Source organism: Prescottella equi (assembly GCF_020171745.1).
Taxonomy (GTDB): domain Bacteria; phylum Actinomycetota; class Actinomycetes; order Mycobacteriales; family Mycobacteriaceae; genus Prescottella; species Prescottella equi_A.
This window is the reverse complement of the sequence record NZ_JAIVAH010000005.1, coordinates 1-13683: the sequence shown is the minus strand read 5'-3', so window position 1 is coordinate 13683 and position 13683 is coordinate 1. Positions and strand designations below refer to the sequence as shown.

Sequence of the window (13683 nt, the reverse complement as noted above, 5' to 3'; positions counted from 1 at the left end):
GCAACGAGGCAGGTGGCGACCTGTCAGGAGGCCTTCTCGGCGCGAGCGGCGTCCCGCGCGAGCGAGCGGTCGCGCATCTCCTCGAACTTGGTGGCCTGCTTCTCGAGGGTCTCGAGGAACGTGGCGAGTTCTTCGCGGGTGTCCTCGCCGCGGGCGGTGAAGTCGGTGCGGTCGAAGACGTTCCACTTCCGCAGGACCGGCATCACGACCTCTTCGAGGTGCTGACGCAGGTCGTAGATGCCGTGCTTGGCCATCAGCACACCGTTGCGCCGGAAGTTCGGCATCCCGGCGCCGGGCATCTGGAAGTTCATGATGATGTCGGTCACGGCCTTGAGCGTCTGGTCCGGCGCGATGTCCATCGCGGCGCCGCAGATGTTCCGGTAGAAGATCATGTGCAGGTTCTCGTCGGCCGCGATGCGCTGGAGCATCTTGTCGGCGACCGGGTCCTGGCACGCCTTGCCGGTGTTCCGGTGCGAGACGCGGGTCGCGAGTTCCTGGAACGTCACGTACGAGACCGAGTGCAGCAGGCCCACGCTGTCGCCGGCGGGGGAGCTGTAGCCGTTGGTCATGTGGATCATGCGGGCGTTCTCGAGTTCGACGGGATCGACGCCGCGGGTGACCACGAGGTAGTCGCGCATCACGATGCCGTGCCGGTTCTCCTCGGCAGTCCACCGGCCCACCCACGTGCCCCAGGCGCCGTCGCGGGAGAAGTTCTCCGCGATCTCCCGGTGGTACGAGGGCAGGTTGTCCTCGGTCAGCAGGTTGGTGATCATCGCGGCCTTGGCGACCTCGTCGAGGCGGGACTGCTCGGGATCCCAGTCCTCACCGCCCATCGCGGCGAAGTTGCGGCCCTCGTCCCACGGAACGTAATCGTGCGGATGCCAATCCTTGGCCATGGCGAGATGCCGATTGACGTTCTCTTCGGCGACCGGCTGCAGCTCCTGCAGCAGCTCGAGCTGAGTGAGGTCTCTCGACATCGGTATCTGCCTCCGTGAAAGTTGTTGACGCTGAATGCCTGTGGCGCTGTACTTCAGGATCGTGCTGACAACCTACGGTACCGTAGGTTCGAGGCCGGGACGGAGTTCGGAACAAACCGATCGGTGTCTCCCGGATGCCCCCGCACCGGTTTTCACGCACGTTCCCCGCCCGTTGCGAAATGCACCGTCTCCCGTGTGGCGAACGTTACACGTCGGTGACCAGGCCGGGACCCGTTTTCGGCGGTTCCTCCCGCTGCGAATCGGCTGTGAAACGCAGGAATCGATCCGCCGCGGGTGGCAGTGGACGGCCCTGCGCCCGGATCATGCCGATCTCCCGACCGGCGCCGCGCAACGGGACGAGGGTGACGCCGTCGGGCCACGAGCGGGGTTCCTGCCACGGCATCACCGCGACCCCGAGCGACGCCGACACCAGGCCCCCGATGGTCGCCAGTTCACTCGACTCGAACACCACGTCCGGCACGACGCCGGCCTCCGCGCACAGTTCGTCGAAGATGCGGCGCATCCCGTAGTCCTCGTGCATCCCGATGAACTGTTCGCCCGCCGCAGCCCCGAGGTCGAGGTCGGCGCGGGTGCTCAGCGGGTGTCCGGACGGCACGGCGAGGGCGAGCCGCTGGTACGTCACCGGCGTCCAGTGCACTTGCGGCGTGCGCGGCCGGGGGGAGACGAAGGCGAGGTCGTCGCGGCCCTCCACTACCCGATCCACCAGCGTCTGGGCGGCGTCCTGGTACAGCGTGAACGACACCCTCGGGTGCTGCGCGCGGTAGGCGCGCAGCACGTCCGGGACCAGCCAGGTGCCGAACGAGTGCAGGAAGCTCAGCCGGACGGTGCCCCGATCCGGGCTGTCGAACGCGTCGATCTCGCGCTGGGCGGCGGCGAGCTCGGTGGCGGCGCGGCGGGCGTGATCGAGCAGCACCCGTCCGCGGTCGTTGAGTTCGAGGCGCCGGCCGTGCCGGTCGAACAGTTCCGCGCCGATGTCCCGCTCGAGCCGGGCCAGGCGGCGCGACAGCGTCGGCTGGGAGATGCGCAGCATGTCCGACGCGGCCGTCACCTGCTCGGTCTCGGCCAGCGCTATGAACCAGCGCAGGCCCTCGATCAATTCCACCGCCCAAGCTTATGCACAAGATGCATCAACAACTGTTGATAGATGTATTTCCTTTGTATCGGTGACCTCGACAGGATGGTTCACGGAGGAAGATGCATGGATCACACGTTGGCGAGCGATACGCCGTCGGAGTCGACGAGCCCGCCCGGCGCCCGGCCGACCCGGGGCACCCGCGGGTACCGCGCGGTCACCGTCGCGCTGTTCGCGGCCGGGCTGACGACCTTCGTCTCGATGTACTCGGCGCAGGCCCTGCTGCCGGCATTGACGGACGAGTTCGGGGTGTCGCCGGCCGTTGCCGCGCTCGCGGTGTCGGTCACGACCGGCATGGTCGCGCTCGCGATCATTCCGGCGAGCGCGCTGTCCGAACGATTCGGGCGTACCCGGGTGATGGTGACGTCGGCAGCGGTGTCGAGCGTGCTCGGCGTGCTGCTGCCGTTCAGTCCGAGCATCGAGGTGCTGCTGATCGGGCGCGCCCTGCAGGGCGTCGCGCTGGCGGGAATCCCCGCAGTCGCGATGGCCTACCTGGCCGAGGAGATCCACACCCGTGACCTCGGCGCGGCGATGGGCCGGTACGTCGCTGGCACCACGATTGGTGGTCTGATCGGACGCCTGGTGCCGTCGGGGGTGCTCGACGTCGCGTCGTGGCGCTGGGCGATGGAGGCGGCCTCACTCCTGGCGCTCGCCCTGGCCGTCGTGATGACCCGCAAACTCCCGCCGTCGCGACACTTCTGTCCGCAGCGGGTGAGCCCGCGGATCGTGCTGTCGAATCTGGCCGGGCACCTTCGCAATCCGGCGCTCGCGCTGCTGTTCGCGCTGGGCTTCCTGCTGATGGGCGGCTTCGTCTCCGTCTACAACTTCCTCGGGTTCCGGTTGCTCGATGCCCCGTTCTCGCTGCCAGAGGCGCTCGTCGGCCTGGTGTTCCTGCTGTATCTGTCCGGGACGTACACGTCGGCCGCGGCGGGGGCGGCCGCGGACCGGTTCGGCCGTGCCGTGGTCCTGCTCGGCGCGGTGCTCGCGATGTCCGTCGGTCTGGCGATCACGTTGTGGGCGGTGCTCCCGCTCGTCCTGGCCGGGATGCTGCTGTTCACCGGCGGATTCTTCGCCGCCCACTCGGTGGCCAGCGGTTGGGTGGGACTGCTCGCCACCGAGCACCGGGCGGAGGCGTCGTCGATGTATCTCTTCGCGTACTACCTGGGTTCGAGCGTCGCCGGTGCCGCGGCGGGGATCGCCTACGCGCACGGCGGCTGGCCGGCGACGGTGGGGTTCGTCGGCACACTGCTGGTGGTTGCGCTGGCGGCGGCGTCAGCGATGTTCCAGCAGTCGCGTCGCCGCGTCTCCGCGTCCGACACCGTGCCGGGCCCCGGCGAGGGCCGCGATCCCGGCTGCGACCAGGAGCATCCCGGCGCCGAGTCCCGTGACCGTGCTGGGCGCGACGTCGGTTGCGAGCCCGACGGCGAGCGCGGCGGCCGCGACTGCCGTCACGGCAACGCCGAGAGGGACGAGCCACAGGTCGTCGAACAGGCGGGCCAGCGGTAGGAAATGGATGCCGACGCCCGCGCAGATCCACACCGGGATCCAGGTACCGAGTCCGACCGCCCCCATCAGCGCCGACCCGGCGAAAAGGATGCCGAATTCGGCCGCGACCACGATGTTGTACCGCCGCCGTACGAGGGGGTCGGCCATCGGAGTGCGCTCCCCGGTGCTCCGGATCGCGGTCACGACGCCGGCGATCACCAGCAGTCCGGCAACCACCTGCCCGGCGATCAGCGGACCGGCAAGCCAGCTCGGAGCGTCGGCTGATCCCCAGCCGAACCACATGAACGCGAAGAATCCCTCGATGACGGCCGTGATTCCGCGGGTGCGGTTGTTCGTGGCGGCAGCAACCTGAGTCACCCGCAGATTGAAACATCCCTCGCCGACATCGTCTCGCCGAAAACCTTGCGGCACGGGGCGCGGGGGCACAGAATCGCGCCATGGTCGCGAACATGACTCGGCTGCAGCGGATCGTCGACGAGCTGCCCGAGGCCGTGCGCGTCGACATCGAGGAGTGGGGCGGACATCCCACGTTCCGCGTGCGCGGCAAGAATTTCGTGTTCAGCGACCCGGACGCGTCGAGCCTGTCGCTCAAACTGCCTCACGACGAAGCCGCCGCCGTGGTCGCCACCGAAACGGGTGCGGAGCCGGCCGGGTACGGGCTCGGCCGGCACGGCTGGATCTCGCTGACCGTGCCGCCGTCCGGCCGCGACGACTGGTGGGATCAGCTGCGGGAGTGGGTACGCACGTCCTACACCCTGATCGCACCGAAGACCCTGGCGCGCGTCGTCCTCGCCGAGGACGACGCGCCGACGACAGGAGGTTGATCGTGAGCGACGCTTCCACGACCGCGCCCGCGAAGTCCGGACTGCCGCCCTGGGCGCGGAAGGCGATCTGGGCTGCCGTGATCGTGGTGGCGCTCATCGCCCTCTACTTCATCCTCGCCGCGTTCCTACCCCGATGGTGGGCGCAGAGTGTGGGTTCGCTGGCGTCGGGCAGCTTCTCCCGCGGCATCATGTGGGGCCTGCTGTACGGGGTGGTGTGCACGGCAGTTCCGTTGCTGCTGTTCTATTCCGCGTGGCGATCGCGCCACCGCACACACGCTCGGGTCTGGGTCATCTCCCTCCTCGTCCTCGGGGTGGTCGTCGCCATCCCGAACCTGCTGACCCTGTCCGTCGTGCTCGGCAACAGCAGCGCCGCGCACGCGGGGGAACGGACGTTCGACGTCGACGCCCCCGGGTTCCGGGGCGCGTCGTTGTGGGGAGCGATCATCGGTGCGCTGTTGTCCGCGGCGGCGGTGTTCCTCCACATCCGGTACCGCAAGCGCGGGAACGAGCTGGCGAAGCTGCGCGGCGACCTCCACCAGCGTGAACCGCAGTCACCGGGAGAGTCGCCGGCACCCGAGATGTGAGCCGGGCACCCCGCCCGGGCCTTGCATCGGCGGCGTCGTCGGCGAAGGCTGAAGCAGGGGCCGTCAGCCGGGGGACGAGTTGCTCCGAGGCCGGACATGGACACCGAGGTCACCGAGATCGCCGCCGACATCTTCCGGCTCTCGACGTTCGTCGACGAGGCCGACCTTCCGATGAACCAGTTCCTGATCCTCGGCGACGAGCCGCTGCTGTTCCACACCGGGATGCCGATGCTGTTCCCGTCCGTTTCCGCCGCCGCCTCCAAGCTGCTGTCGCTGGAGACGTTGCGCTGGATCACGTTCGGTCATGTCGAGGCCGATGAGAGCGGGTCGATGAACCGCTGGCTCGCAGCCGCCCCGCGTGCGCAGGTGGCGCACGGGGCGATGGGCTGCTTCGTGCAGATCGGGTACCTCGCCGACCGCGCGCCGCGACCGCTCGAGGACAGTGAGGTCATCGACATCGGTGGCCGTCGGGTGCGTCGAATAGAGACCCCGCACGTCCCGCACGGCTGGGATGCCGGACTGATGTTCGAGGAGACCACCTCGACGCTGCTGTGTGGCGACTTCTTCACCGCGTTCGGTAGGCCGGTGGCCGAGACCGACCACGACATCGTCGAGCCCGCACTGGCCGCGGAGGATCTCGGGCACGCGACGGCGCTGACGCCGGCGCTGGGGGCGACGCTGCGCGGGCTCGCAGATCTGGAGCCGGCGGTGCTCGGCTTGATGCACGGTCCTGCCTACCGGGGCCCCTGCTCCACGGCGCTGCGTGAACTCGCGGCCGCCTACGACGACCGGCTGGATGCCGAACTGCAGCGGGTCCGCGGCTGAAACCGGCCCCGGGAGTGGGTCCTTGGTCCCTGATCGGTGGGCCGTTGCGCCCGTTCTCGCCTTCAGGCCTTCCGGCAGATGCCACGGTGTGGTGATCTGTTGATGCCTCCTCGCGCGGGGGCCGGCCGTCGGCTACGGGTGCTGTCGACAGTCCGCTGAACGCCCCGTCTGTCTGGAGGCGGGGCGTTCACAGTCTTCCTCCCTTTCGAGGGGCCTTCGTCGAACCCTCGGGGGAGGGCGGTCGTCGGCGCCGGTGGGGCACACTCTCCTTCACCGCGCGCCGACGACCGAGTGCCACTGGGCTGCTCGAATGCAGCACGGGAGATTCCGTGTCGGGGCGCAGTTTCCTCCCGCCGGTCGATCCCACTAGACTCTGCCCGCACGCCCCTATAGCTCAGTTGGTAGAGCTACGGACTTTTAATCCGCAGGTCGTAGGTTCGAGCCCTACTGGGGGCACCGCTCGAGTCGCCCTCGTCCACCGCACCGGTGGGCGGGGGCGTTTCGTCGTTCAGGGGGCCGCCCCACATCAGCCAGTCGCGATCGACGCCGAACGCGAGTGAGATCTTCTTCACCTTCACGTCCAGGCCACGGGGGCTTTTGCCGTCCTCGATGCTCTGGATCTGCGACGCCGGGATTCCACACTTGGCGCCGAACTCGCGCTGCGACATACCGAGCTCTGCGCGCACGAGCTTCATGCGGTTGGCGAGCGAATCGGCCGGTCGCCACGAACTGTTAAGTGCAGCGGTCATGCAACGAATGATTACACGCCCTGAGTTGCATTCACAAACAATTTGGCAACCTGACCTGCTGCGCATGTAATGCGTTCTGTATGACATCGATGACACTCAACAACTTGCATTGCAAGCTTTCGGCCATGGCCACAGCTACCCGACACCTCATCGAGGTTCAGCTCAAGGGGAAGACGCTCAAGGGCCTGGTTGTCAGCGCACGCCGTTCCGGTCGTAGCTGGCAGGCGATCGCCGATGAGGTTCGAGACCTCACGGGCGTGATCGTCAGCCGCGAGACGCTCCGGAGCTGGTTCCGCGACGTACCGGAGCCCCAGCACTCGCTTCCTGATCCCAATGAAAGAGCCCGCCAGGTCTCGCACACCTTACGGGCATCGATCCCCACGAAAGGAATCCGATGTCGCAGTCTACGACCCCATCTGGCTTGTCAGCCGGCGGCCGTATCCAACCGGCGCATCCCCTCGAACCCCATGCGGTGGCGCACGATCTCATTCACGGTCGTGTGACGCGGGACATCCTCAACGGTCCGCCACATGATGCTGGCGCGGAATGTGGTCGACACTGCCGCGCCTTCGCTCGGCATGATGAAGATGTCCCGGTTGTTCGACCCTCGGTAGGCGGGGTTCTTTCGCACCTCTTCGAAGTGCTCCTCGAGTGCAGTCGTGACGTCGAGACGGAGCTCGCCGAACGCGGGTATGTGCTCGGCAGTCGCGTCCGCTACGCGGTTGCTACGCACATCGACGACTGCGGTCACGTGGTGAGCGTCATGGGCGCCGTCATTGACCACCCTCGCAGTCCCGTCGTCATCAACCTTGAGAACCCAGGCGTACTCAACACTGTCCTCGGCTACAGCGAGGGCACGCCGGGCGACCACATTCGCGTCGCCTGCCAAGTCGTTCGCATCCTCTGCGATGCGATTTGCCTCGCCGGCCTTCCGGACAGCGTCAATCGCCGACTCGTTCCCCTGCTTCGCGAGAGCGTTCGACGTTTGAGCATCCTGTCGGGCACCGCGGGCGATCGACAGGCTGACGAGACCGAGTGCGAGTCCGCCGAGCCCAGCGATCGCGCCGATGATGCCGAGAATCCACTCGCCAGCTTCCATATTGAGACTTCCCCTTCGGTTGATGGTTGTGGCGACCTCACCGTAGGGGAGCGGACCGACTCGGGAGTGGCCCTCAATACTCCCGAGTCGGATACCACTGGTGGTGGCGCGTGACCGCCTATCTCTACGACGGCGATCTCGACGCCATCATCGAGAACCCGGCACCCCGCGATCGACGATCGCCACGACGAGATCACCGACGTCGTCGCGAGTGTCCGCATGGCCGTCGACCGGCTGCCCGAGCTCGCGTACAAGGGACCGTGTCCTGCGCTCGTCGACGACGCACGCGAGCACGCCGTCCGGCATTGCGGCGCAGACTTGTACGCCGAGAAGGGGCAGGACTGGGTGAAGTGTCGACGCTGCGGCTCGAACCATGATGTGCGCGAGATCAACCGGGCCGCGCGCGAGCACGTCGTGGACATGCTGTTCACTGCGACTGAACTTCACGGGCTGCTCGAGGAGCTCGGCTCGCCGGTGCCAAAGGGCACGATCTGGTCCTGGGCCTCGCGGCGACAGCTCCATCCACGTGGATGGAGGAGAAACGGGCGGATCACAGATCACTGGATCCATCGGAATGACCCGCCGGTGTACCGGCTGGCCGATGTGCTCGAACTCGCGAATCGGCCGCATTGTCCACCATCCGGCCATAATTTTCCGTAAATACTCACTTTGTGTCTATAGTTCGCGAATCCGAACAAGCGGACATAGATCTGGGGGAAACTCTCTCGTGCGTAAGCCACTTCTCGCCACTGCTGTCGTTGCCGGCACCGTCGTCGCCGCTTCCATCGCAGGCACCGGCGTCGCGGCAGCATTTGACCCGTTCAACCACGCGCGGCACGCATTCGTATGCGGCTACTTGGGCGATTTGGGTAGCTCCGGTCTCGCGCCGGAGTGCAACGGATGGCGTTTTCCCGGCACGTTCAACAGCTGGGGTGAGTGTGAGAGCTTCGGCCGCATGGAAGTCACCCGCCCGGGTCATGTCGCGAACGAATTCCTCTGTGACCCGATCGGGGCCAGCAACTTCTACGTCCTGACGCTGAACCCCTAGTCGGCTCTCACCCCCGAGCTCCTCGCAATCCACCCAAGCGCATCCGTGGGGCCGAGGTCTGAATGTAAAAGCACCCCAGCTAATTCCCGTCGTGGAACTAGCTGGGGTGCTGTTGATCTGGCGGGTACGGGATCGAGTGGTCCGGGTCTGCTACCCGACGAGCGCGCCCGACAGGGACAGCAGTACACCGGCGAGTGCCGTCACGGCGCCGACTCCGAGGAATCCTGCCGCGACGGTGTCGAGCAAATCGAACTGCCGAATACGTTCACGTGCCACCGCTAATCGACCTCGGGATCGCGCAGCGTTCAGCTTCTCGAGGTTCGCAATCTCGTGCCGGATCGACATTTCGATCGCCCCATTGAGATCGAGAGGCACGAGCCTCTGGGCGTCCACGGTCATGATTTCACCTCGAATGTCGATGAGCATCTTGAGGTTCTCGTGGGGGGACTTTCGGTTGTTGCGGGTCGCGACCCATGCGGCGATGCCGGCCGCGACGATGATCGCGGCAGGCCCGAGCGCGCCTTGCCACCAGGGGGTCTGGGCCGCGGTATCGGCGGCAGCATCGACCGCATCGCTTGCGAGGATCACGGGCGACATCCTGCCCGAATCGGACATGCTCGCGTGGCAACTTGAAGCGATCTGGAAGGAAGACTCTGCCGACCCAACGCCTCCGGCGTGTCGGCGTCACCCCGGAGTCGAGCAGAAGTGTCGGCGGTCCTCACTACGATTACCTAGATGAACTTGAGTCGAAGGATGGAGCATGGGCGGGACTGACCTGGCCGCGTCGTTGGTGGATTCACTCGTCTGGCCGATCGTTGCGGTGGTCGCGATCCTCACGTTCCGTGGACAGATTAGGTCGATTCTTGAGGCCCTTCGCAATCGAATGCGAGACCTGAAGTCGTTCACGGTTCCGGGTGGTGGTGCTGAATTCACTGAACGCATGGCCGCTGCGGCCTCGACAGGTGAGCAGGTGGAGGCAGCCACATCCGAGGCGGCGCCGCCAACACCTTCCGGCCAACTTGGAGCGATGGGTGCCACACAGGAGACGGCCTCGCCAATCAATGAGTGGATGCTCGGCGGCGCGTGGGTGCTCGGAGATCGGGACCGCCGCAAGCTAGCCTTGCGCTCGATGGCTGCGAGCGACCCTCGTGCGGCAGTTGTGGGGGCAGGTGCGAATCTCGAAGTCGCCCTGCGTGCCGCGTACGAGCGCCTGTTCCCCGCGGAGGGCACCGCTTACCTCACCCTGGATCCTGAGCAGTTGGCAGCGAGGATCGCGGCGCACTACGCACTTCCCGACCAGGCTGAGACGCTCATCCCTGAAGTGATCGCGCTCGGTAGAGATGTGTCCCATCTGGCCAACTTCGAGGTCGACAGCAAGACGGTAGACCGATACCTGAGGACGACGGACTTCGTCGTCGCCCATCTCAACACGCTCGGCGTGGAACCCTTCAGCCCGGAAAGTGCGGCAGCCAAGAATTGACAGCCTCCTTACCTGCTCCCACTGCATCCCCTGCAGGGGGAGCCAGTGTGTCTACTCTACGGTTTCGCCCACTCCACGAACTCCCGCCCTGGTTCACGCACCCTGGCCGCGCCGCGTCAGCGCAGTGCCGGACTCGAAGCGCGCGCACTCTCGGCTGATCCGCCTCACCTCACAGGGGGCGGTGGTGCCACTGCCCGGGCGGGCTCAACGTCAAGAGGTGACCGTGTCCGATTCGATCCTCCTCGGCCTCCTACCCCAGCGCGTCGTGGTCCTCCTCGACGACGGAGGCAGGCTTCGCGCCGGTCAACTTCCCGAGGGCACGACCGTCCCGATGGTCATCACGTACGGAGAGTCCGAGTGGTCCTTCGACGCGGTGTTCGTCGGTGACCGGATCTTGTGGCAGATCCTGCCCGCAGAGGCCGCCGTGATCCCTTGCGGCGCCGAGGTGCTCGTCCGACCTGCCCGCGCCGGTCTCGTGGCTGAAAGGCGTTGTCGACCGTGACGATTGACCTGCGCAACGGTACGACCGTCGCGGTGCCGATCCCGCCTCGCGTGCCGACCGTGTCGCCGCCGCCGCTGCCGTCGCCCGATGGCGTGACGCTCCCCGGCGCAGGGCAGCCTGACGCCCGCGCAGATCGCGTCGATCGTGCGCGAGGTGACGGCGAAGGTCGTCGCCGAGCTGGGCGGCGATCCCCGCGAGATCCGGTGGGAGTCGATTATCGACGCACCCGCCGCCTTCCTTGCTGAGGCGCACCGGCACAACGCATCCGAGATCGACGACCTCCCGTCCGGCGGTGGTGGTGCGGATATCGACGACACCACCGCCGGCACCGACACCACCTGGTCGTCGCAGAGGACGTCGGACGAGCTGGCGGGCAAGGCTCCGGCAGGGTGGTCATCCATCCTCGACATCTTCGGTGGCAGTTGGGATCACCCCGTTGAGACTGGGCTGCCGATCCAACAGGGCCTCGATGAGACATTCCTGACCGCCTACAGGATCTCGCAGTACGCCATCGCCATCTCGTTGGAGCTCTCGTACGAGCAGACCATCCAACTTGTGACCGAACTGCCACCGAGCCCGGATCCGGGCGTGCTCTATATGGTGCGCGCTGCTGATGGAACCGTCACGTGGCATCTGCCCACCCTGTGGGTCTGAGAACGGAGACCCGATGAACCTGACGATCACCATTCCCGCCGACACTGAGTCTCGTGTCCTCGAAGCCCTCTGCGGCACAGCAGGACACACCCCGTGCGGTGACCAGCCCGCGTGCGCGCAGAAGCAGGTGTCGGCGGTGATGAGTGCGAAGGTCATCGAGTACGACCAGTTCAAGCTGAAGCAGGCTGTCATCGCGTCCGTGCCGCCCCTCACCCTCGGTGGAGCGTTGTGACGAAGTGGCTGGCCGATCTGTTCATCGGCATCGGCGAGGTACTGCTTACCGAGCAGCAGCGGGTTGACCGTGGCGGGATCGTGATTCACGCCGAGGTCGTGCACGTCACTGCACCCGCGCCCGAGGTTGTCGAGAAGGCCGAGCGCGTGGGGCTGCGTGATCGGCTCCGCTTCGTTCGCCGCTGACCGATGCTCTACGTCGTGACCGGCCCGCCGGCCGGGGGCAAGAGTACCTGGGTTCGTGAGCACGCCGGGCCCGCCGACGTCGTCATCGACTTCGACCTGATCGCCAACGCACTGAGCGGCCCACGCGAGGGCGAGTTCCACAAGCACGCAACCGCGGTGAAGACCGTCGCGAAGGCGGCACGGCGGGCGGCAATCGACAAGGCGCTCAGCATGACCGACGTCGACGTGTACGTGCTCCACTCGACGCCGTCGGCCGCGCTGCTCGACCACTACCGCGGACTCGGCGCCGACGTCGTCACCGTCGACCCGGGCATGGATGTCGTGCTCGCTCGGGCGCACGGCGGTACCAAGGCCGACCGACTGCTCCACGGGCACTGCAACCGGTCGCGCGGGGATGGCTCGCGAGACCACACGCGGCCCACTGCCTCGTCTGTGGGGCCGGTGGGACCAACACGATGGGCTGGTGATCGGGGGGGCGGAGAAAATTCGGACCCCCACCCTCCTGACTCTTCCCTCAGTCGCGGCCCGCGTGGAGGAATGTACGAGCGGGGTGTGACAAGACGGACGCGGCTACACAGCGGGTGGCTTCCGCAGGCCGTGCGACTTTGGAGCCTCGTGGATTTCAGCCGGATGGCTCGATGCCGACGGGCTGGCAGGTTGCAGAGCCTGATCGGCCGAGGGGGTGACGACCGACGGTTGAGGTGCCGCTGCGGCGTCACTCGCGGCTGTAGTTGAACGCTGCAGTACGCCCTTGGCAGATGCGACGCTAATCAGACCGATAATCGCCATCACGACGAGCCCGCCTCCATACGCAGTGGGCGAACTCGTCGTGCACACCTCCAGCCCGAGGTCGCTGAACGGATTCGGGACGCAAGACTCGGGGGCATTCGCGATCTCGATCATCTGGACAACGCCCCCGAGTGCAAGGGACAGCCAGAGCCAGGTGGACAGCCCGCGGAAGAGCGCACGTTGATTGACGGTCATATCTCGAGATTGAACCAGACCGATCGGACCTTTTTGCCCGGAACGACTAACGCTCGTCGCGTGATGTTCTGTGGAGCGTGCCGAGAGGCTGTCGCGCCGCGTGTGCCCACATTTTGCCCACACTCCACTTCGAAACGATCAGAACGACGCGGGTTCGCTCGGATCGAATCTGCAGCTCATCGGCGGTCCGAGCCCTTCACCTGCACTGTTGAGATGGTTCGAGCCCTACTGGGAGCACGTGCAGGCGGTTGATTCCGCCGCAGTTCAGCGGCCCGCTCCGGACTCCGGAGCGGGCCGCTGACACGTTTCTGCCGGTATCCCGCCCACCGGCGCTCGGTGACGGTCGGAAACTGCGGGTCCCTGCCCTCGTGGGCGGAGCGGGACCGGGGAAATGCGCGGGTATATCCACAATGGCGGGAAGGTCCATTTTGTAAGCATTGTTAAATCAGTGTATTCCTGTGCACGTATCGACCTGTGGTGCATTTATCAATCCGTTATGGAAGAACACAACGGGGGGTCTGTTGTCCTGTTACTGTGACGTCGTCATCATTCATGGAATTCCTATTCAGGAGGCTCGAATGGGCAGCATCTTCGATCTGTTCTTCAAACTGTTCAACGAGAATGCCTTCAGCTCCGAACTGGGCTTCGGGTCTGAGAACAGTGGCAGCAACATCAGCGGCAGTACCTTCGGTGGCAGCACCTTGCCGGTGTAGGGGGCTCTCTTGCGGCGCAAGGTGATCCCGCTGTTTGGCCGGGTCGTCGAGCGCTGACCCGCCTGGTGGCGGAAACGATCCGTGGGGACCTGTGCTGAGGACGCCGTTCTCGCCCACGGGGGCCTGCTGGATGCAACCCGCCTTGGTGAACCAGCCGAGGCTGAGGAA

The 13683-nt window shown here is 66.3% G+C and carries 18 protein-coding genes, 1 tRNA gene and 1 pseudogene; 14 read left to right on the top strand and 6 right to left on the bottom strand.

What is annotated here, in order from left to right; genetic code table 11:
- Positions 1-23: 23 nt before the first annotated feature.
- Positions 24-977, bottom strand: coding sequence for an acyl-ACP desaturase (locus LCL87_RS03590; protein WP_225016765.1), 954 nt, complete (start codon positions 975-977; stop codon positions 24-26).
- A gap of 205 nt (positions 978-1182) precedes the next feature.
- Positions 1183-2100: a LysR family transcriptional regulator gene (locus LCL87_RS03585; protein WP_225016763.1), complete on the bottom strand. Its 918-nt coding sequence runs from the start codon at positions 2098-2100 to the stop codon at positions 1183-1185.
- 96 nt (positions 2101-2196) lie between these two features.
- Between LCL87_RS03585 and LCL87_RS03580 the strand changes: the two genes are divergently transcribed.
- The 6 genes from LCL87_RS03580 to LCL87_RS03555 all read left to right on the top strand — a co-directional run bounded on the left by LCL87_RS03580 (position 2197) and on the right by LCL87_RS03555 (position 6325).
- A complete protein-coding gene (locus tag LCL87_RS03580; protein WP_225016761.1) occupies positions 2197-3636 on the top strand; it encodes an MFS transporter in 1440 nt (479 codons plus the stop codon).
- A 7-nt stretch (positions 3637-3643) separates the two neighbouring features.
- Positions 3644-3988, top strand: coding sequence for a hypothetical protein (locus LCL87_RS03575; RefSeq protein WP_225016759.1), 345 nt, complete (start codon positions 3644-3646; stop codon positions 3986-3988).
- Between the two features lie 85 nt (positions 3989-4073).
- Positions 4074-4460, top strand: coding sequence for an MmcQ/YjbR family DNA-binding protein (locus LCL87_RS03570; RefSeq protein ID WP_225016757.1), 387 nt, complete (start codon positions 4074-4076; stop codon positions 4458-4460).
- On the top strand, positions 4460-5044 hold the full coding sequence (locus LCL87_RS03565; RefSeq protein WP_510850691.1) for a hypothetical protein: 585 nt from the start codon (positions 4460-4462) through the stop codon (positions 5042-5044). The genes LCL87_RS03570 and LCL87_RS03565 overlap by 1 nt, the downstream gene beginning before the upstream one ends.
- A 96-nt stretch (positions 5045-5140) precedes the next feature.
- Positions 5141-5869: an oxygen-binding di-iron domain-containing protein gene (locus LCL87_RS03560; RefSeq protein ID WP_225016753.1), complete on the top strand. Its 729-nt coding sequence runs from the start codon at positions 5141-5143 to the stop codon at positions 5867-5869.
- Between the two features lie 383 nt (positions 5870-6252).
- Positions 6253-6325, top strand: a tRNA-Lys gene (locus tag LCL87_RS03555).
- An 83-nt stretch (positions 6326-6408) separates the two neighbouring features.
- On the opposite strand, the pseudogene LCL87_RS25720 reads toward LCL87_RS03555, so the two are convergent.
- Both LCL87_RS25720 and LCL87_RS03545 read right to left on the bottom strand, forming a co-directional pair.
- Positions 6409-6564 (bottom strand): annotated as a pseudogene (locus LCL87_RS25720) (helix-turn-helix domain-containing protein); the annotation flags it as partial.
- A 478-nt stretch (positions 6565-7042) separates the two neighbouring features.
- Positions 7043-7717 (bottom strand): hypothetical protein, encoded by a 675-nt coding sequence (locus LCL87_RS03545; protein WP_225016751.1) that lies wholly within the window; start codon positions 7715-7717, stop codon positions 7043-7045.
- Between the two features lie 219 nt (positions 7718-7936).
- Between LCL87_RS03545 and LCL87_RS03540 the strand changes: the two genes are divergently transcribed.
- Together LCL87_RS03540 and LCL87_RS03535 are read left to right on the top strand one after the other, a co-directional pair.
- A complete protein-coding gene (locus LCL87_RS03540) occupies positions 7937-8377 on the top strand; it encodes a hypothetical protein (RefSeq protein WP_225016749.1) in 441 nt (146 codons plus the stop codon).
- A gap of 67 nt (positions 8378-8444) precedes the next feature.
- Entirely contained in the window at positions 8445-8765 is a 321-nt protein-coding gene (locus LCL87_RS03535) for a hypothetical protein (protein WP_225016748.1), read from the top strand.
- Between the two features lie 150 nt (positions 8766-8915).
- On the opposite strand, the gene LCL87_RS03530 is transcribed toward LCL87_RS03535, so the two are convergent.
- Positions 8916-9353: a hypothetical protein gene (locus tag LCL87_RS03530; RefSeq protein WP_225016747.1), complete on the bottom strand. Its 438-nt coding sequence runs from the start codon at positions 9351-9353 to the stop codon at positions 8916-8918.
- A gap of 172 nt (positions 9354-9525) precedes the next feature.
- On the opposite strand from LCL87_RS03530, the gene LCL87_RS03525 reads away from it, so the two are divergent.
- The 5 genes from LCL87_RS03525 to LCL87_RS03505 all read left to right on the top strand — a co-directional run bounded on the left by LCL87_RS03525 (position 9526) and on the right by LCL87_RS03505 (position 11818).
- Positions 9526-10245, top strand: a complete 720-nt coding sequence (locus LCL87_RS03525) for a hypothetical protein (RefSeq protein WP_225016745.1) — start codon at positions 9526-9528, stop codon at positions 10243-10245.
- 217 nt (positions 10246-10462) lie between these two features.
- Entirely contained in the window at positions 10463-10747 is a 285-nt protein-coding gene (locus LCL87_RS03520; RefSeq protein ID WP_225016743.1) for a hypothetical protein, read from the top strand.
- 153 nt (positions 10748-10900) lie between these two features.
- Complete coding sequence (locus LCL87_RS03515) at positions 10901-11401, top strand: hypothetical protein (RefSeq protein ID WP_225016741.1); 501 nt, start codon at positions 10901-10903, stop codon at positions 11399-11401.
- A gap of 13 nt (positions 11402-11414) precedes the next feature.
- The gene (locus LCL87_RS03510; protein ID WP_225016739.1) at positions 11415-11633 is read left to right on the top strand and encodes a hypothetical protein; all 219 of its coding nucleotides are present in this window, start codon (positions 11415-11417) and stop codon (positions 11631-11633) included.
- On the top strand, positions 11630-11818 hold the full coding sequence (locus LCL87_RS03505; RefSeq protein ID WP_225016737.1) for a hypothetical protein: 189 nt from the start codon (positions 11630-11632) through the stop codon (positions 11816-11818). The genes LCL87_RS03510 and LCL87_RS03505 overlap by 4 nt, the downstream gene beginning before the upstream one ends.
- A 570-nt stretch (positions 11819-12388) precedes the next feature.
- Here the strand turns inward: LCL87_RS03505 and LCL87_RS03495 are convergent.
- Positions 12389-12802: a hypothetical protein gene (locus tag LCL87_RS03495; RefSeq protein ID WP_225017124.1), complete on the bottom strand. Its 414-nt coding sequence runs from the start codon at positions 12800-12802 to the stop codon at positions 12389-12391.
- Between the two features lie 578 nt (positions 12803-13380).
- Between LCL87_RS03495 and LCL87_RS25715 the strand changes: the two genes are divergently transcribed.
- The gene (locus LCL87_RS25715) at positions 13381-13515 is read left to right on the top strand and encodes a hypothetical protein (protein WP_510850688.1); all 135 of its coding nucleotides are present in this window, start codon (positions 13381-13383) and stop codon (positions 13513-13515) included.
- Positions 13516-13683 lie beyond the last annotated feature (168 nt).

Excerpts from the sequence above, each read along its gene's own strand:
- LCL87_RS03540 (WP_225016749.1), top strand. The coding sequence starts at position 7,937 with ATGGCCGTCGACCGGCTGCCCGAGCTCGCGTACAAGGGACCGTGTCCT.
- LCL87_RS03510 (WP_225016739.1), top strand. The coding sequence starts at position 11,415 with ATGAACCTGACGATCACCATTCCCGCCGACACTGAGTCTCGTGTCCTC.
- LCL87_RS03525 (WP_225016745.1), top strand. The coding sequence starts at position 9,526 with ATGGGCGGGACTGACCTGGCCGCGTCGTTGGTGGATTCACTCGTCTGG.
- LCL87_RS03495 (WP_225017124.1), bottom strand. The coding sequence starts at position 12,802 with ATGACCGTCAATCAACGTGCGCTCTTCCGCGGGCTGTCCACCTGGCTC.
- LCL87_RS03575 (WP_225016759.1), top strand. The coding sequence starts at position 3,644 with ATGCCGACGCCCGCGCAGATCCACACCGGGATCCAGGTACCGAGTCCG.
- LCL87_RS25715 (WP_510850688.1), top strand. The coding sequence starts at position 13,381 with ATGGGCAGCATCTTCGATCTGTTCTTCAAACTGTTCAACGAGAATGCC.
- LCL87_RS03560 (WP_225016753.1), top strand. The coding sequence starts at position 5,141 with ATGGACACCGAGGTCACCGAGATCGCCGCCGACATCTTCCGGCTCTCG.
- LCL87_RS03570 (WP_225016757.1), top strand. The coding sequence starts at position 4,074 with ATGGTCGCGAACATGACTCGGCTGCAGCGGATCGTCGACGAGCTGCCC.
- LCL87_RS03580 (WP_225016761.1), top strand. The coding sequence starts at position 2,197 with ATGGATCACACGTTGGCGAGCGATACGCCGTCGGAGTCGACGAGCCCG.
- LCL87_RS03545 (WP_225016751.1), bottom strand. The coding sequence starts at position 7,717 with ATGGAAGCTGGCGAGTGGATTCTCGGCATCATCGGCGCGATCGCTGGG.
- LCL87_RS03590 (WP_225016765.1), bottom strand. The coding sequence starts at position 977 with ATGTCGAGAGACCTCACTCAGCTCGAGCTGCTGCAGGAGCTGCAGCCG.